Source organism: Mycolicibacterium tusciae, assembly GCF_002086795.1.
GTDB lineage: Bacteria > Actinomycetota > Actinomycetes > Mycobacteriales > Mycobacteriaceae > Mycobacterium > Mycobacterium tusciae.
In genome coordinates, this window is record NZ_MVIM01000029.1 from 1 (window position 1) to 17,235 (window position 17,235).

Sequence of the window (17,235 nt, forward strand, 5' to 3'; positions counted from 1 at the left end):
GTCCAGCACGTCGAGCAGTTCGCGGTGGGTCAGCATGTCGAGGTCACAGGCGGCCAACTCGTCATGTGCGGACCGCAGCGCGGCCATCAACACCTGAACCCGAGTCGCCAACATGAGTCGAACATACATTCGACCACCGACAGCCAATTCGAAAATGTGACAACTGAAACCAAAGTGACAGAAGAGATTTCAGGTCTGGCTGACCGTGCTGCTTCGGGTCGACACATCCGAGCGCAGCGAATCGAACCGGCTACACAGCCACCTGCGCAGCACCGTGACGACAAACGTCAGCAGCACACCGACGGCTAGTGAGGCGGTGACGCCGAGCGCGGGGTGGCCGTCGAACATCGCGTACACCTGGTAGTGCACCAGATAGGTGTACAGCGACGCCTCCGCAATGACCCCGATCCCCACCGTCAGCGCGGACGGACACCGGATCGTCGGCACCCAAATGAGCAGGGCGAGACCGGCCATCACCATGACCTCACGCAGGGTGCTGTCGAAATATCCGTGCAGTGCGACGATCAGGGCGACGGTCACGGCAAGGCGCTGCAGCGTCGTCGTAGCCTTCGCGGCCACCCAGCCGATGGCGAAGAACCAGAACGCCAGCATCGTGAACCACGCATCGCGCCCGAGGTTCATCCCGAGGATGTCGTACCGCAGCGCCAAGCCGATGACCAGGAACACGACGGCGATAGTGAAGGGTCGACGCCGTTCGAGCCGATCCATCAGCGGCAACCAGAACAGCAGTGTCAGCCCGACGAGAATCCACACCAGCACTTCGACGAACCACAGTCGGCCCGCGGTCATGCTGTCGTGCGGCCCGAGAAACTTGTTGGCCAGCAACAGGTTTGTCCACGTGTAATGGTCAGTCAGCAGCAGCGCGACCGCCACCCACAACACCGACGGCACCGCGATCCAGGCGATCGTGTTGCCGAGATGCCGCACCCGGTCGTTACGTGGCACCGGGGTGAGGCAGAACCGGCCGAAGTTGTACCCGGCGACGGCGAGCAGAATGTGCGCGCCGCCCCACAACTCGAACAGCTCGGCGTGCGACCCGACGATCAGCACGATCGCTGCGGCGCGCAACGCAACGCTGGTCTCCAGGGACGCCAGCCAGCTGCGTCGCGCCGGCTTCGAGATACTTTCGAGCTGCCGGATCGGCATGCTCTGCCAATTCGACGGAAGCTGGCCGATCGTCCGCTCGAGCCGCACCGTCATCGTGACGTAGGACAGCGAGTTGCCGCCCAGGTCCACAAAGCTGGCGTCCGGATCGAGCGTGGCGGCCTCGACCTGTAGCACATCGGCGAACAGTCCACGCAGATCCGTGGACTGCGGCGGATCGGTCGTGCCCGCCATTCCGCGCACGGTCTCGTAATCGGGCTTGCCCGACGGCAACAGGGGCAGTTCCTCGACGGTGACGGCACGCACGGCACCCGGGGGCACACCGGCTGCCTCCGCCGCCGCCCGTTGGATCTCGCGATCGTCGTGCTTGCCGGCGACGGCGACCACAAGGGCGTCGTCATCGCTGGCGCAGAACGACTGCATTCCCTGTGCGCGCAGCGCGGCCTCGATCTGTCCCAGATCGATACGCAGGCCATACATCTTCACGAATCGGCTGTTGCGGCCGACGATCTCGTACAGCCCGTCGGCGCAGAGTCGGGCGATGTCGCCGGTGCGCAGCGTCTCGACTGTCTTGCCGAGCTCCAGGTCGGTGGGTCCGTGCGCGTAACCCATCATCACATTGGGGCCGCGGTAGACCAGCTCGCCGACGTCGTCGCCGGTCCAGCCGTCCAATGGTTCGATGGAGAACGATCCACCGCGGATGGGGCGGCCGATGGCATTCGGGCGGGACAACGCGAGTTCCGATGGTAGATACGACATCCGGGCCGTTGCCTCGGTGGCTCCGTACATCACGAACAGCTCGAAGCCTGCATCCTGCGCGAGCTCCGCGAATTTGCGGACCCGCTCGGGTGGCATTCTTCCGCCGGCCTGGGTGACGTAGCGCAGATCGGGTAGGTCCTTGGCGTCGAACCCGACGCTGTCGAGCAGTTCGAACGTGTAAGGCACGCCCGCAAACGACGTTCCGTGGTGCCGGCGGAAAAGCCGCCAGAACTCCTCGTCGACCACGGAGCGGTCGGTCAGTATCAGGCCGGCGCCTGCGAGCAGATGGCTGTGGATCACCGACAGTCCATAGCAATATGACATCGGCAGTGTGGTTGCAGCCCTGTCGGTTTCGCGGATACCCAGGTACTCGGCGATGACCGAGGCGTTGGCGACGAGATTCGTGTGCGAGAGTCGTACGAGTTTCGGGGAACCGGTGCTGCCGGACGTCGACATCAGTAGCGCGAGGTCGTCGTGCATCTGGCGTTCGTCGTGGTGGTGGACGCGGATTCCGCTGTCGTCGATGACGATGTCGGGCTGGTAGGTCTCTTCGATCGCGGTGTGGTCGCGTCGTTCAGCGACGGGTAGTACGACGTGGTTTGCCGCCAGGGCGCCGAGATAGTAGACCAGCGTCGAGATGTCGTTGCGCGTTTCGAGAAGTACAAGCCGGCGCGGACCGTCAAGTGCCTGGACGGCGTCGGCGACCCGGTCCGCGAGCTCGAGGTAGGTCAGTTGCGCGGCATCGGTGAGAACCGCGACACGCTCGCCGTGGCCCCGCAGATGCTCGATGAGCGACCTCACGTGAACACGACTCCGTTGCCCACCACCTCGATACGCACCTTCGCGTCGATCGATGGGGGCTCGAGGCTGTTCTGGCGCACGATGATCGGCTCGACGTCGCCTGCGGGGTCGATGGTCAGCAGGACGTCGTGGCCGAGGAACTCGACGGCCAGCACCCTGCCGACGCCGTCCAGCTCACCGCTGTCCGAAACGACCTTCGCCACCAGCTGTTCGGGCCGCAGCAACAGCGTGCCCGGCCCGTCGTCAGCGCGCACGGCGACCCGTCCGATGGCGCAGTCGGCGAACCCGGACGCGACGACGCACGGCAGCGTGATGCTGTCGCCGAGGAACTCGGCCGTGAAGCGATCACCGGGTTGCCGGTACACCGACTGCGGCGAGCCGACCTGGGTGAACCGGCCGTCGCGCATCACCGCGACCTGGTCGGCGATCGACAGCGCCTCCTCCTGGTCGTGGGTCACCAGCAGCGACGTGATGCCCGCATCGGCGAGCAGGCCCGCGACCACCTTTCTGGTGGACGCGCGCAGTCCGGTGTCCAGGGCGGTGAAGGGCTCGTCGAGCAGCATCAATACCGGCTGTCGCGCCAGTGCCCGGGCCAGTGCGACGCGCTGCTGCTGTCCGCCGGAGAGCTGGTCCGGTCGGCGATCGGCGAATGACGGGTCGAGCGAAACGGTTTCGAGAAGTTCGCTGATACGGTTACGCACTTTGTCGCGGCCCTCGCGGCGGATCCCGTAGGCGATGTTCTGGCCGACGGTCAGGTGGGGGAAAAGCGCCCCGTCTTGCGCGACATATCCGATACGGCGCCGGTGCGGTGCCACCGCGCGTTTGGCGCTCGCGACCTGGCGGCCGTCGATCGTTATCGTTCCCTCGCCGGGAGTCTCGAAACCGGCGATGAGCCGCAGCAGTGTCGTCTTCCCGCAGCCCGAAGCGCCGACAACCGCAGTGGTGCTGCCCTTCTCGAGCTGGAGGTCGATGTGGTCGAGCACGACATGGCCGTTGAAGGACTTCGCGAGTCCCCGAATATCGACCATCACCTCGCTCACAGTGCGGCCACTTTCATCGACTGACGGAAGAGCAGGACGGTCACGGGTATGGCCAACAGCACCAACACCATTGCGTAAGGCGCGGCGGCTGCGTAGTCGAGTTCGCTACTCCACGACCAGAACATCATCGACAACGTTCTGGTGCCAGTCGGCGCCAGCAGCAATGTCGCGGTCAATTCGGTTGCCACGGCGACGAATACCATGCATGCACCGGCGGCGGCGGCGGGGGCGGTGAGCCGCAGCGTCACCCGGACGAACGTTTCCGACGCCGACGCACCAAGCGACCGGGACGCTTCCTCCAGGCTCGGCGGAACCTGGGCGAGACCGGCCCGGACGTTGACCAGTGCCCGCGGCATGAACAGCAGGACGTAGGCGCACACGATCAGCGGGACGCTTTGATAGAGCGGTCGCATGTAATGAATCGCGACGGTGACCAGTGCGAGCGCGGTGACAATACCCGGCAGGGCGCTGGTGACGTAGTTGGCGCCCTCGACTGTGCGGGCGAGCACTCCGCTCGACCGCACCGCGACCCATGCCACGGGGAAGGCCAGAACTGTGGTGACGATCGCCGCGGTGCTCGCCAGCCCGATGGTCTGGCCGAGCGAATTGCCGAGTTCGGCGAAGTCCCACACGTCGGCGCCGCCGATCCACAGCCAGCGCAGCAGCGTCCAGATCGGAACGCCCAGCGACAGCACTGCGACGGCGGTCGCTGCGAGTAGAGCGGGGATTATGCTGCGGCCCAGATGGTTTGGCGTAGCGGCGCGCGGCGAGCCAGATCCAATTCTGGCGAATCGGACTTTGCCGCGCGCAACCGCTTCCACGGTGAGGAGTACCAGGCACAGGACGACGAGAACTCCGGCGAGCATGCTGCCCGCAGCACCGTCGAAAGTGGCCTGAAACTGTTGGAAGATCGCGACGGTGAACGTGTCGAACCGGATCATTGCGAACGCGCCGAATTCCGAGAGTAGATGCAGACCCACGAGCAGTCCGCCGCCCAGGATCGCCAACCGCAATTGTGGAAGAACGACGCGTAAGAACACACCCGTCGAGCCCGATCCGAGTGCGCGTGCGGACTCCTCGACCGCAGGGTCGAGTCGGCGCAGGGTCGCCGCGACGGGCAGGTACATGAACGGGAAGTACGACAGCGTGGTGATGAGGACTCCCGCCCACAACCCGTGGATCGACGGGACGACACCGACCCAGGCGTAGCTGTTGACGAAGGCCGGAACAGCCAGTGGCGCAACGAACAACGGGCGCCAAAACCCCCGGCCGGGAAGGTCGGTCCGCTCCGTCAGCCACGCGAGGCCGACGCCGATCAGTACGCAGAGCGGCACCGTGACGATCACCAGCGCGACGGTGTTGAACAGCAGTTCACCGACCCGAGGCCGGACCACCAACTCGTAGGCGCGCGTCCACCCGACCGACACCGTTCCCCACACCACATAGCCCAGCGGAATGCAGGTGGCGGCAACCAGAACCGCGACGGTTGCAGAAACCAGCGGACCCGGCCTCGCGGTCGCCTCGGACCGCGGGGACCCCGCAGCGGGCGCCGGAATGGGGGGAGCAGCAATCACCTACAGCAAGCCCGCCTTCGTCATCAGATCCGTCACCTGCGCGGAGTTCAGCGTCGACGGGTCCACCGTGGGTGCCTGCAGCGTGTCCAACGGCGGCAGCGCGGCGTTGGCGGGCACGCCGCTGGCGACCGGATACTCGAACGAGGTGCCCTTCTCCAACACCTCCTGGCCCGTCTTGCCGGTGATGAACCGGATGAACTGCTGGGCCTCGTCCTTCTTCTTGCTCGACTCGAGCACGCCGCCGCCGGACAGGCTCACGAACGCGCCGGGATCCTCGTTCTTGAAGTAGTGCAGCGCCGTATTCGCGCTCATCTCTTTGGTTTTCGACTGATCGCGGAACCAGTAGTAGTGGTAGATCACGCCACCATCGACCTCGCCCGAGTTGACCGCCTTCAGCGTGGCGATGTTGTCGCTGTACAACGTCGCGCCGGACTTCATCGCCGCGAGCCACTTTGCGGTTTCGGCCTCCCCCTTGAGCTGGAGCAGCGCCGCGACGATGGCCTGGAAGTCAGCCTTAGTCGGGGGAGCGCCCCACCGGCCTTTCCATTCGGGATTCTGCAGGTCCACCAGCGACTTCGGCAGCTGATCCGGCGACAGCTTGGAGGTGTTGTAGACAAACACGGTGCTGCGCGCCGCGACACCCGTCCACTTGCCGGTGGCCGGGCGGTACTGCTCTGGAACCTGATCAAGAGTCGCTTGATCGAGATCGGCGAACAGTCCCGCCTTTTCGACCGCCGCCATCGCCGGCGAGTTCTCCGTCAGGAACACGTCGGCGGAAGATGCGGCGCCCTCGGCCACCAGCTGGTTACCCAGCTCGGTGTCGCCGCCCTGGCGATACGTGACCTTGATGCCGGTCTCTTTCGTGAACGCGTCGATCCACTCTTTGGTCAGCGACTCGTGCTGAGCGTTGTAGATCAGTAACTCGTCACTCTCGTCCGAACCCGAGCACGACGTCGCTCCCAGCACGACGGCAACGGTCGACACGAGTGCGGCGATCCGGCTCCAACGGTGGCGCATTCAGGCGGTCCTTCCCGCGCCAACCCGGCGCATTTAGCTGAGGTTTACCTAAATGAACATACCCTGCCCCCTTGGGCTGCGGGGCCGTGTGCCCACCGTTTTTCATGCTCAGAGCAGTTTCTCGACGGGGTGCCGGGTAGGTTGGCCCTGAAAATGATCCGTCGGCATCGACCTTGAGGACATCGCATGAACAAGTCAACCAAAATCACACGCTCGCGAGTCGTCGGAGTCGCCGCCGCATGTGCTCTCGGGGTCTCGGTGGCCGTCGTCACCGCGCCGATGGCCAGTGCCGCAGACTGCACCGCCAGCGGGCTCGCCGTGACCGCCGGTGGTGTGCTCGCCGAGGCGGGCGGCTACCTCGCCGGCCATCCCGGTGCCAACAACGTCCTCACCGCGGCCGCCACGCAGCCGGCCGACGTGGCGCGCAGCAACGTACGGGGTTACTTCATGGGCAACCCCGGTGAATTCCTGGACCTGTCGCGCATCGCGAGCCCATTGAAGGACCTGCGTAACCAGTGCGGCATCGCCATCACGCCCGCCCAGTTCGCGACACTGTTCGACGCGATGGAGGTCTGATCGGCCGATGAGTTTCGGTGGCGCGGGTAGTCGTTCTATTGACCGTTTCCGGAACATCGAAGGGAGAGCCGATGAGTACTGAGGCGACGACGACAGCGGGCAAGCCTCCGGTGGTCGACGATCAGACGTGGCGCGCCGCACTGGACGACCTACGGCGCCGCGAGAAAGCAGCGACGCGCGAGCTCGATGCGATCGCCGCGGCGCGCAGACGGCTGCCGATGGTGAAGATGGACGACTACACGCTGGCCGGTGCCGACGGTCCAGTCCGGCTCGTCGACATCTTCGACGGGCGGACGCAGCTCATCACCTACCACCACATGTGGGAAGACGGCGCTGAATGGCAGTGCGGCGGCTGCACCGGTTTCACCTCGCAATTCACCCGGCTGGAGTTCCTCGACAATTACGACGCCCGGTTCGTGATCGTCACGAACGGGCCGATCGAGGAGGCGCTGGCCTACCGCGAGAAGGTCGGAAACCGGATGGAGTGGTACTCCGCGGCGGGTACGTCGTTCGGTGCCGACGTCGATGCCGCGCCGGGCGAAGGGTTCGGAGTCAACGTGTTCCTGCGCGACGGCGACACCGTCTACCGGACCTGGCACACCAACGGGCGCGGCACCGAGCAGCTCAGTCACTCTTTCGCGTTGATCGATCTGCTGCCGTACGGCCGGCAGGAGGAATGGCAGGACTCGCCCGACGGCTGGCCGTCACGGCCGACGTACTCGGGCTGGCTGGACAGCCCGGACATCGCGCGGGCTTACGGCAGCGGCGGCTGACCCGTCACATTCGGCCGTAGCGACCGCGTACGAAGTTGTACACGCCGAATGCGGCGATGCCGAGCGCGGCGAGGATGAGCAGGAACTTGCCGAACGGTGCCTGGCCGAGGGTCTTCACCGCGGCGTCGAGGCCGGCCGCCTTCGAGGGGTCGGCCTGCAGCGTCGCGACGATCACCAGTAGGCCCGCGCCGGCCAACACCAGCCCTTTGGCGACGTAGCCACTGATCCCGACGGCTTTGATCCAGGTGCCGTCCGAGACGCGCAGGTCCTTGAAGAACTTCTGGACCACGCCCTTGTAGACGTGGTAGCCGCCCACCCCGACGAGTCCGAGCCCGACGGCGATGAGAAGCGTCTTGCCCCAGCCGGATTGCATCAACTGCGCGCTCATCCCGCTGTTCTGCTGACTGCTCTGCTGACCGCTGCCCATGGCGAAGCGGGCCGCCGAGAGCGCGATGGCGAAGTTCACGATTGCCAGTCCCGCGGCCTTCCCCCGTTTCCAGGCAGGTGTGTCGTCCCGGTTGGCTCCGGACCCTTCACCCGGTTTGGATCCGACGATTGCCTCGGCAACACGCCATAGACCAAGTGCGACAAGGCCGATCGCGGCCACCCAAAGGATCAACTTGCCACCGGTCTGGGCGGCCAGGGTCGCAAGGGCACCGGACTGATCCGCATTACCGCCTGACCCGAAGGCGATCTGAAGGACGATGTAGCCGACAAGAAGGTGCAGCACACCGCTGACGACGAAGCCCGCGCGGGCGGTGTATTCGAACGCGTCGCTGTCGGTCGCGCGATCAGCCGCGCCATGGAGGGACTTGTTGGCCATGTCGTCCTGTACCCGCCTTTTGACGGTGGCGAAACTTACTCAGGCTGTGGATGAGTTGGCGGTTGGGGATAAGTGCGGTTCGGCGGCCGCAGCTTGTCGGGGTCGGGTCGCACCGTGTGGCCATGACTCATCCGAAGACGTCGTGGACCCGCGCCGAGATCGGCGCACTCGGGGAACGCTTGGCCGTCGAGCATCTGCAGTCGGTGGGATTGCGAGTCCTCGCACGTAACTGGCGCTGCCGTTATGGCGAACTCGATGTGATCGCGGCTGACGACGCCACACGCGTCGTGGTGTTCGTCGAGGTAAAGACCCGCACCAGCGACCGGTACGGAGGAATCGAACAGGCCGTGACACCGCAGAAGGTGCGTCGGCTGAGGCGCCTCGCGGGGCTGTGGCTGGCACGACAGGACGTTCGGTGGTCCGGCGTGCGCATCGATGTCGTCGGCGTGCGCATCGGTCGCCGCCCGATCCCGGAGATCACCCATCTGCGGGGAGTGGGCTGATGGCGCTGGGGCGAGCATTCTCGGTCGCCGTGCGCGGCCTTGACGGCCACATCGTGGAGATCGAGGCCGACATCGCGTCAGGGCTGCCCGGTGTGCACCTGGTCGGACTGCCCGACGCCGCGCTGCAGGAGTCGCGGGACCGGGTTCGCGCGGCGATCACCAACTGCGGCAACGAGTGGCCGCAGACCCGGCTGACGCTGGCGCTCTCACCTGCGACGCTGCCGAAGATGGGGTCCGTCTACGACATCGCGCTCGCGTTGGCGGTGATGTCCGCGCACAGCAAGGCGGAGTGGGCGCGGTTGGAGAAAACGGTGCTGCTCGGTGAGCTGGCGCTCGACGGCCGGGTGCGCCCCGTGAAGGGAGTGCTGCCTGCGGTACTCGCTGCGAAGAAGGAGGGATGGCCGCTCGTGGTGGTTCCGGTTGAGAATCTGCCGGAAGCGGCGCTGGTGCACGGCATCGACGTCAAGGGGGTGCGGACACTCGGCCAGCTGAAGTCCTGGATCGAAGGCAAGGCGCACCTCGAGGACAACGGCGGCACGCCGTACCCGGTGCCGGCACCCGTGGCCGACCTGTCCGACGTGGTCGGTCAAACACAGGCCCGTTACGCCGTCGAGGTTGCCGCCGCCGGTGCGCATCACCTGATGTTGACCGGCCCGCCGGGCGTCGGAAAAACGATGCTGGCACAGCGGCTTCCGGGTTTGTTGCCCGAACTCAGCGAAGGTGAGGCCCTTGAGGTGACGGCGATTCATTCGGTGGCCGGCCTGTTGTCCGGCAGTACGCCGTTGATCACGCGGCCGCCATTCGTCGCGCCGCATCACACCTCGAGCGTGGCGGCGATGGTCGGCGGCGGCAGCGGATTGGCTCGGCCCGGTGCGGTGAGTCGCGCGCACCGCGGGGTGTTGTTCCTCGACGAATGCGCGGAGATCGGCGTCAGTGTGATGGAAGCGTTGCGAACTCCGCTGGAGGACGGGGAGATTCGGCTGGCTCGCCGCGACGGCGTGGCGCGTTATCCGGCCCGGTTCCAGTTGGTGCTGGCCGCCAACCCGTGTCCGTGTGCACCTGCGGATCCGCGCGACTGCATCTGTCCGGGGCAGATCAAGCGACGCTATCTGGGCAAGCTGTCCGGCCCCCTGCTCGACCGTGTGGACCTGGTCGTCGAGATGCATTCGGAGCGCGCCGGTGCGTTTGCCCAACAGGAGGGTGAGTCGACCGCCAAGGTGCGCGAGCGGGTCGCAAAAGCACGTGAGGCCGCCGTGGAGCGGTGGCGGCCCCATGGCATCCGCACAAATGCCGAGGTGAGTGGGTCCCTACTGCGCAAGAAGTTCCGGCTTGCCAAGACCGTTACCGAGCCTCTTCGTTTCGCACTCGACCGCGGTCTGCTCAGCCAGCGCGGAGCAGACCGCGTTCAGCGAGTCGCCTGGACACTCGCCGACCTGGCGGGACGAACGTCGCCGGCGTTGGAGGACGTGACCACAGCGTTGAGCTTTCGACAGGACGGGGGAGCGCGATGATCGATGAGATCGCACGTGCATGGGCCTATTTGTCGCGCGTCGCGGAGCCGCCGTGTCCGGAACTGCGCGCGTTGGCCCGACGAGTCGGCCCGGTGGAGGCCGCCGACCGTGTGCGTAGCGGAGCAGCCGACGGCACCGTCGGGCGGGTCGTCGAGGCCAGACGCGAGATCGACTGTGCAGCAAAAGATCTAGAAGTCTTGAACCGTATGGGCGGACGGCTGATCACCGCTGACGATGCCGAGTGGCCGCTGTTGGCATTCAACGCGTTTCGCGGTGTCAAGGACCGGCCGCAGGCACATGAGCCGATGGTGCTGTGGGCCGTCGGTCCGATGTGCCTCGACGAGGTTTCCGATCGTGCTGCGGCAATTGTCGGCACGCGGGCGGCCACGGCGTACGGCGAGTTCGTCGCCGCCGACCTAGCGGCGGGTTTGGCGGCCCGCGACGCGACGGTGATCTCGGGCGGGGCATTCGGAATCGACGGCGCCGCACACCGCGCCGCGCTGGCGGCGGACGGGACCACGGTGGCCGTGCTCGCAGGTGGCATCGACGTGCCCTATCCGTCGGCGCACGCCGCGATGCTGCGGCAGATCCGCGACCACGGTCTCGTGATCAGTGAGTATCCGCCTGGCGAACGGCCCGCGCGGCACCGCTTTCTGACGCGCAACAGATTGGTCGCGGTTCTCGCCGGTGCGACGGTCGTCGTCGAGGCGGGCGCGCGCAGCGGTGCGGCGAACACCGCGGCGTGGGCCCGTGCGCTGGGGCGTTCGGTCTGCGCGGTGCCCGGCCCGGTGACGTCGTCTGCGTCGGTCGGCAGTCATGCTCTGCTGAAGGCGGGCGCCAACGTGGTGACTCGCGCCGAGGACGTCATCGAATTGATCGGCCGCGTGGGCGAACTCGCGCCGGACGAGGACCGACCGGCATCTGTGTTGGACGGGCTGAGCGACGCCGACAAGAGGGTTTACGACGCGCTGCCGGCCCGGGCCGCCCGCACCGCCGACGAGATCGCGGTGGCCGCCGGCCTGCCGCCGACGCAGGTGCTCGGTCCGTTGGCGGTGCTGGAGCTGTCCGGTTTGGTGGTGCGCCGAGAGGGGAGGTGGAAGCTGGCGAGGACGACATCTCGCACGACATGAGGTAACCGACCGGCACCCGGCGGGCGCTCGTATCCTCGACGTGGCGAGCGATCAACAGGAGGAACAGTGGCAGGACGTCCGGTGCACACGTTCGAAGTGGTGCGTACCGAGCAGCTGACCCCGCATCTCAAGCGGGTCGTGCTCGGCGGCGCAGGCTTCGACACCTTCACGCCCAACGACTCCACCGACGCCTACGTCAAGATCGTGTTCGTTCACCCCGGTATCGACGTCGCCGCGTTGGAGCAGCCGCTGACGTTGGACAGCTTCAAGGCTCTGCCCGCCGCGCAACAACCGCCCGTGCGCACGTACACGGTCCGGAAGGTGGATGCCGAGCGACGCGAGATCGCCATCGACTTCGTGGTGCACGGTGAGCACGGTGTCGCCGGTCCGTGGGCCGTCGCCGCGCAACCCGGTCAACCGGCCTACCTGATGGGGCCCAGCGGCGGGTACGCGCCCGATCCCGCGGCGGACTGGCACCTGCTGGCCGGAGACGAGGCCGCTGTGCCGGCGATCGGCGCGGCGTTGGAAGCATTGCCGGACAACGCAATCGGTCAGGTTTTCATCGAGGTGGGCGGGCCCGACGATGAGGTCGAAATGCAGGCGCCGCCGGGTGTTGACATCACGTGGATCTACCGGGGCGGCCGCGCCGACCTGGTGGCCGAGGACCTTGCCGGCGACCACGCGCCGCTCATCGACGCCGTGAAGGGCGCGCCGTGGTTACCCGGTCAAGTGCAGGTTTTCATCCACGGCGAGGCGCAGACCATCATGCACAACCTGCGTCCCTACATCCGCAAGGAGCGTGGCGTGGACGCCAAGTGGGCGTCGTCGATCTCGGGATACTGGCGCCGCGGCCGCACCGAGGAGACGTTCAGACAGTGGAAGGCGGAACTCGCGAAGGCAGAACAGGCCAACGCGTGACCGCGAGCCTGGCACGCTAGCCGCATGGCATACGGCGATTACCAGCTCGAGATCTACTTCCAGGGTCTGTCCGGCGTCCTGCCGAAGCTCCCGATGTCTTTCGCGGAGTTGGAGGCCAAGGCGCAGGCCGCGATGTCACCGTCGATGTGGTCCTACGTCGCGGGCGGCGCAGGCGACGAACGCACCCAGCGCGTCAACGCCTCCGCCTTCGAGAACTGGGGTCTCATGCCGCGGATGTTCGTCGGCGCCGCCGAACGCGATCTGACTGTCGATTTCCTCGGGCTCTCGCTGCCGTCGCCGGTGATGATGGCGCCCGTCGGCGTCATCGGATTGTGCGCGCAGGACGGACATGGCGACCTCGCCACAGCACGTGCGGCGGCGCGTACCGGTGTGCCGATGATCGCCTCGACCATGACTGCCGATCCGATGGAGGCTGTCGCCGCCGAATTGGGTGACACGCCAGGCTTTTTCCAGCTCTACACCCCGAAGGACCGAGACGTTGCCGCGAGCTTCGTGCAACGCGCCGAGGCCGCCGGTTTCAAGGGCGTCGTCGTGACCCTGGACACCTGGATCCCCGGCTGGCGACCACGCGACCTGTCGACGTCGAACTTCCCGTTCCTGCGTGGTCACTGTCTGGCCAACTACACCACCGATCCGGTGTTCCTCGACAACCTGGCGCAGCCGCCGGAAGAGAACATGCAGGCCGCGATCATGCAGTGGATCTCGATCTTCGGAAATCCGCTGACGTGGGACGATTTGCCGTGGCTGCGCTCGCTCACCTCGCTGCCACTGCTCGTCAAGGGCATCTGCCATCCCGACGACGTGCGGCGCGCGAAAGACGGTGGCGTCGACGCCATCTACTGCTCCAACCACGGCGGCCGCCAGGCTAATGGCGGAATACCGGCCATCGACTGCCTACCCGGGGTGGTGGAGGCCGCCGACGGAATGCCGGTGCTGTTCGATTCGGGCATCCGCAGCGGCGCCGACATCGTCAAGGCGATCGCGCTCGGCGCCTCGACGGTCGCGATCGGCAGGCCTTACACCTACGGCCTCGCGCTCGGCGGAGAGGACGGCATCGTGCACGTGCTGCGGTCGCTGCTCGCCGAAGCCGACCTGACGATGGCCGTCGACGGCTATCGCTCGCTGAAGGAACTGACTCCCGATGCGTTGCGGCGCGTCATCTGAGCCGAGCAGTCGTTGTCTGCGACGGTTGAGGCGTGGACGCGATACTCGAGGAGTTCGACGAGCACCTCGCGCTGGAGCGCGGTCGCTCTGAACACACGCGTCGCGCCTATCTCGGTGATCTGCGGTCGCTGTTCGACTTTGTCGCCCAACGCGCACCCGATGCGGGGATCTCTGGGCTGACACTGCCGATCCTGCGTTCGTGGCTTGCGGCGCTGGCCGCCACAGGCGCAGCCAGGACGACGCTGGCCCGTCGCACGTCGGCCGTCAAGACCTTCACGGCGTGGGCGGTGCGACGCGGTCTGATGGCAAGCGACCCCGCCGCCCGCCTGCAGATGCCCAAGGCTCGCCGCACACTGCCGGCCGTGCTGCGTCAGGACCAGGCGCTGGACGCCATGGCGGCAGCGAAATCCGGTGCACAACAACGAGATCCGTTAGCGCTACGCGACCGTTTGATCGTCGAGCTGCTTTACGCCAGCGGCATCCGGGTCAGCGAGTTGTGCGGACTGGACATCGACGACGTCGACACCTCCCGACGCCTGCTGCGCGTACTGGGCAAGGGCAACAAGCAGCGAACGGTGCCGTTCGGGGCGCCCGCGGTATCGGCGCTCACTGCATGGCTGTCCGACGGTCGCCCCGCGTTGGCCACCAAAGACTCTGGTCCCGCGCTGCTTCTGGGGGCGCGTGGCCGACGGCTCGACCCGCGGCAAGCTCGCACCGTCGTGCACCAGACGATGGCTGCGGTCGACGGCGCCCCCGACATCGGGCCGCACGGGCTGCGGCACAGCGCCGCCACGCACCTGCTCGAGGGCGGCGCGGATCTGCGCGTCGTACAGGAACTGCTCGGCCATTCCAGCCTGGCCACCACGCAGCTCTACACCCACGTCACGGTTGCGCGGCTACGCGCGGTCCACGACCAGGCCCACCCTCGCGCCTGACTGGCGATTCGGCGCGCTAACCGACCGCAACGGTGCATCAGCGCGCCCAATTCACTACCGGGTGGGCTTGAGGCGGATCGGCGTGCTTTCGACGAGGCCGAGCGGATCGACGTAGTCCGCGCGCGACGCCGGACCCCACATCGCACCCCAGTGCAGGCAGGCCGCTGCGGCGCACCCGGCATGGCCGGCCTGCAGTTCGCCGAGCATCGTCCCGGCGTCGACCCGCCGGCCGGCCCGCACCGACGCCACGACGGGTTCATAGCTGGTGCGTAAACCGCCGGGGTGAGCGATCGACACGACCGGCCTGCCCGCGAGCTCACCAGCGAACACCACGGTTCCGCCGGCTGCGGCGAATACGGGCTGACCAGGGGCTCCGGCGAGATCGACGCCGCGATGGCCCGGCTTCCAGTTGGGCGACGGAGCGTCGAACATCCGCACAACAGCCGGTCTAGGCAACAGCGGCCACGCCAGCCGCTCACCATCGGCTGACGCCGGCCCGGCCAGGGCAACCGCAGCCGCGAACAGCACGATCCATCGCATATACCCAGCTCAGCGCGATGGGCCACGGTCACGCCAGCCGCCGTCGGTAATCTGTGGAGTAGCGCGTCTGTGTGGAAAAAGCACCCCTGGACAGCGTGTAAACTCCTATCCGCAGCTCGCTTGCGCGGGCTGACTTCGCGTGTCTGCACATGACCCGGTTCCACCAAGGTCAATCAGGATGCCGTCGGTCCCGTTCTCGGACGGGTTCGGCACTCCCGCGGGCACCAGGGCACGGCGTCATCCGACGCTGCGCGACAACCGACGACAGAGAAGGCCGGCCAAAACATTATGGCTGTTGTGACCATGAAACAGCTGCTGGACAGCGGCACCCACTTCGGGCATCAGACCCGTCGCTGGAATCCCAAGATGAAGCGGTTCATCTTCACCGACCGCAACGGCATCTACATCATCGACCTGCAGCAGACGCTGACGTACATCGACAAGGCCTACGAATTCGTCAAAGAGACTGTCGCCCACGGCGGCAGCATCATGTTCGTCGGCACCAAGAAGCAAGCGCAGGAGTCGATCGCCGAAGAGTCGACCCGCGTCGGCATGCCCTACGTGAACCAGCGCTGGCTGGGCGGCATGCTCACCAACTTCTCGACCGTGCACAAGCGTCTGCAGCGCCTCAAGGAACTCGAGGCCATGGAGCAGACCGGTGGCTTCGAGGGTCGCACCAAGAAGGAAATCCTGATGCTGACCCGCGAGAAGAACAAGCTCGAGCGCAGCCTCGGCGGCATCCGGGACATGCAGAAGGTGCCGTCGGCGATCTGGGTCGTCGACACCAACAAGGAGCACCTCGCGGTTGCGGAGGCCCGCAAGCTGAACATCCCGATCATCGCGATCCTCGACACCAACTGCGATCCGGACCTCGTCGACTACCCCATCCCGGGCAACGACGACGCGATCCGCTCGGCCGCGCTGCTGACCAAGGTCGTGGCCTCCGCGGTGGCCGAGGGCCTGCAGGCCCGTGCCGGTGCAGGCCGCGATGGTGACAAGGCCGAGGCCGAGGGTGCCGAGCCGCTCGCCGAGTGGGAGCAGGAACTGCTCGCCGGCGCCACGGCGTCCACCGATGCCGGTGGGGCCGACGCCGCCCCCACCACTGAAACCCCTCAAGAGTCATAGGGAAAGGCTGATATGGCGAACTACACCGCTGCCGATGTGAAGCGCCTTCGCGACCTCACCGGCGCCGGCATGCTCGACTCCAAGAACGCGCTGGTCGAGTCGGAGGGCGACTTCGACAAGGCCGTCGAACTGCTTCGCATCAAGGGCGCCAAGGACGTCGGCAAGCGCGCTGAGCGCGCCACCGCCGAAGGTCTGGTCGCCGCGAAGGACGGCGCGCTGATCGAGCTGAACTCCGAGACCGACTTCGTGGCCAAGAACGCCGAGTTCCAGGCCGCGGCCGACCAGATCGTCGCGGCCGCCGCGGCGGCCAAGGCCACCGATGTCGACGCGCTCAAGGCCGCCAAGGTCGGCGACACCACGGTCGAGCAGCTCGTCGCGGACCTGTCGGCGAAGATCGGCGAGAAGCTCGAACTGCGCCGCGTCGCCTACTTCGACGGCACCGTCGAGACGTACCTGCACAAGCGTGCCGCCGACCTGCCGCCCGGAGTGGGTGTTCTGGTCGAGTACACGGGCGATGACAAGAGCGCTGCGCACGCCGTGGCGTTGCAGATCGCGGCTCTGAAGGCGAAGTACCTCACCCGTGAGGACGTGCCCGAGGACATCGTCGCCAACGAGCGACGCATTGCCGAGGAGACGGCCAAGGAGGAGGGCAAGCCCGAGCAGGCGCTGCCCAAGATCGTCGAAGGCCGCGTGACCGGCTTCTACAAGGACGTCGTGCTGCTGGATCAGCCGTCGGTGTCCGATGGCAAGAAGACCGTGAAGGCGCTGCTCGACGAGGCGGGCGTGACCGTCACCCGGTTCGTGCGCTTCGAGGTCGGCCAGACCTAGCAACGCTCTACCGCGAAGGCCCCCAGGATTCTGGGGCCTTTTGCATTAGGCGGACCGGTCACGCGGTACGAC

At 66.7% G+C, this 17,235-nt stretch carries 16 protein-coding genes; 10 read left to right on the plus strand and 6 right to left on the minus strand.

The genetic code is table 11. The annotated features are described in order from the left end of the window. Positions 1 to 189: 189 nt before the first annotated feature. From BST47_RS28795 to BST47_RS28810, 4 genes are read right to left on the minus strand one after another with little or no spacing between them, the layout of a single operon-like run. The gene (locus tag BST47_RS28795; protein WP_083129194.1) at positions 190 to 2,685 is read right to left on the minus strand and encodes an AMP-binding protein; all 2,496 of its coding nucleotides are present in this window, start codon (positions 2,683 to 2,685) and stop codon (positions 190 to 192) included. Beyond that, positions 2,682 to 3,713 (minus strand): ABC transporter ATP-binding protein, encoded by a 1,032-nt coding sequence (locus tag BST47_RS28800; RefSeq protein ID WP_207568725.1) that lies wholly within the window; start codon positions 3,711 to 3,713, stop codon positions 2,682 to 2,684. The genes BST47_RS28795 and BST47_RS28800 overlap by 4 nt, the downstream gene beginning before the upstream one ends. Positions 3,714 to 3,721: 8 nt before the next feature. Beyond that, a complete protein-coding gene (locus BST47_RS28805) occupies positions 3,722 to 5,299 on the minus strand; it encodes an ABC transporter permease (protein WP_420094071.1) in 1,578 nt (525 codons plus the stop codon). Next, the gene (locus BST47_RS28810) at positions 5,300 to 6,316 is read right to left on the minus strand and encodes an iron ABC transporter substrate-binding protein (RefSeq protein WP_083129196.1); all 1,017 of its coding nucleotides are present in this window, start codon (positions 6,314 to 6,316) and stop codon (positions 5,300 to 5,302) included. It abuts the gene before it with no gap. A gap of 186 nt (positions 6,317 to 6,502) precedes the next feature. Here BST47_RS28810 and BST47_RS28815 point away from each other — a divergent pair, with 186 nt between their 5' ends. Both BST47_RS28815 and BST47_RS28820 read left to right on the plus strand, forming a co-directional pair. Beyond that, positions 6,503 to 6,892: a heme-binding protein gene (locus BST47_RS28815; RefSeq protein ID WP_083129197.1), complete on the plus strand. Its 390-nt coding sequence runs from the start codon at positions 6,503 to 6,505 to the stop codon at positions 6,890 to 6,892. Between the two features lie 71 nt (positions 6,893 to 6,963). After that, positions 6,964 to 7,665, plus strand: coding sequence for a DUF899 domain-containing protein (locus tag BST47_RS28820; protein WP_083129198.1), 702 nt, complete (start codon positions 6,964 to 6,966; stop codon positions 7,663 to 7,665). Between the two features lie 4 nt (positions 7,666 to 7,669). Here BST47_RS28820 and BST47_RS28825 read toward each other — a convergent pair whose 3' ends face one another. Beyond that, positions 7,670 to 8,488: a DUF1206 domain-containing protein gene (locus tag BST47_RS28825; protein ID WP_083129199.1), complete on the minus strand. Its 819-nt coding sequence runs from the start codon at positions 8,486 to 8,488 to the stop codon at positions 7,670 to 7,672. A 122-nt stretch (positions 8,489 to 8,610) separates the two neighbouring features. Here BST47_RS28825 and BST47_RS28830 point away from each other — a divergent pair, with 122 nt between their 5' ends. From BST47_RS28830 to BST47_RS28855, 6 genes are all read left to right on the plus strand, one after another. Beyond that, complete coding sequence (locus BST47_RS28830; protein WP_083129226.1) at positions 8,611 to 8,991, plus strand: YraN family protein; 381 nt, start codon at positions 8,611 to 8,613, stop codon at positions 8,989 to 8,991. Further along, positions 8,991 to 10,502 (plus strand): YifB family Mg chelatase-like AAA ATPase, encoded by a 1,512-nt coding sequence (locus tag BST47_RS28835; RefSeq protein ID WP_083129200.1) that lies wholly within the window; start codon positions 8,991 to 8,993, stop codon positions 10,500 to 10,502. Before BST47_RS28830 ends, BST47_RS28835 begins: the two co-directional genes overlap by 1 nt. Continuing rightward, a complete protein-coding gene (gene dprA / locus BST47_RS28840; RefSeq protein ID WP_083129201.1) occupies positions 10,499 to 11,632 on the plus strand; it encodes a DNA-processing protein DprA in 1,134 nt (377 codons plus the stop codon). The genes BST47_RS28835 and dprA overlap by 4 nt, the downstream gene beginning before the upstream one ends. Positions 11,633 to 11,698: 66 nt before the next feature. Beyond that, positions 11,699 to 12,550 (plus strand): siderophore-interacting protein, encoded by an 852-nt coding sequence (locus tag BST47_RS28845; RefSeq protein WP_083129202.1) that lies wholly within the window; start codon positions 11,699 to 11,701, stop codon positions 12,548 to 12,550. Between the two features lie 24 nt (positions 12,551 to 12,574). Beyond that, positions 12,575 to 13,735: an alpha-hydroxy-acid oxidizing protein gene (locus BST47_RS28850; protein WP_083129203.1), complete on the plus strand. Its 1,161-nt coding sequence runs from the start codon at positions 12,575 to 12,577 to the stop codon at positions 13,733 to 13,735. A 32-nt stretch (positions 13,736 to 13,767) separates the two neighbouring features. Further along, a complete protein-coding gene (locus tag BST47_RS28855; RefSeq protein ID WP_083129204.1) occupies positions 13,768 to 14,670 on the plus strand; it encodes a tyrosine recombinase XerC in 903 nt (300 codons plus the stop codon). A gap of 54 nt (positions 14,671 to 14,724) precedes the next feature. Here BST47_RS28855 and BST47_RS28860 read toward each other — a convergent pair whose 3' ends face one another. Next, a complete protein-coding gene (locus tag BST47_RS28860) occupies positions 14,725 to 15,210 on the minus strand; it encodes a M23 family metallopeptidase (RefSeq protein WP_083129205.1) in 486 nt (161 codons plus the stop codon). Between the two features lie 288 nt (positions 15,211 to 15,498). Here BST47_RS28860 and rpsB point away from each other — a divergent pair, with 288 nt between their 5' ends. Then, positions 15,499 to 16,335 (plus strand): 30S ribosomal protein S2, encoded by an 837-nt coding sequence (rpsB, locus tag BST47_RS28865; protein WP_083129206.1) that lies wholly within the window; start codon positions 15,499 to 15,501, stop codon positions 16,333 to 16,335. Positions 16,336 to 16,347: 12 nt separating this feature from the next. Continuing rightward, positions 16,348 to 17,163, plus strand: a complete 816-nt coding sequence (gene tsf, locus BST47_RS28870) for a translation elongation factor Ts (RefSeq protein ID WP_083129207.1) — start codon at positions 16,348 to 16,350, stop codon at positions 17,161 to 17,163. Positions 17,164 to 17,235: the final 72 nt, after the last annotated feature.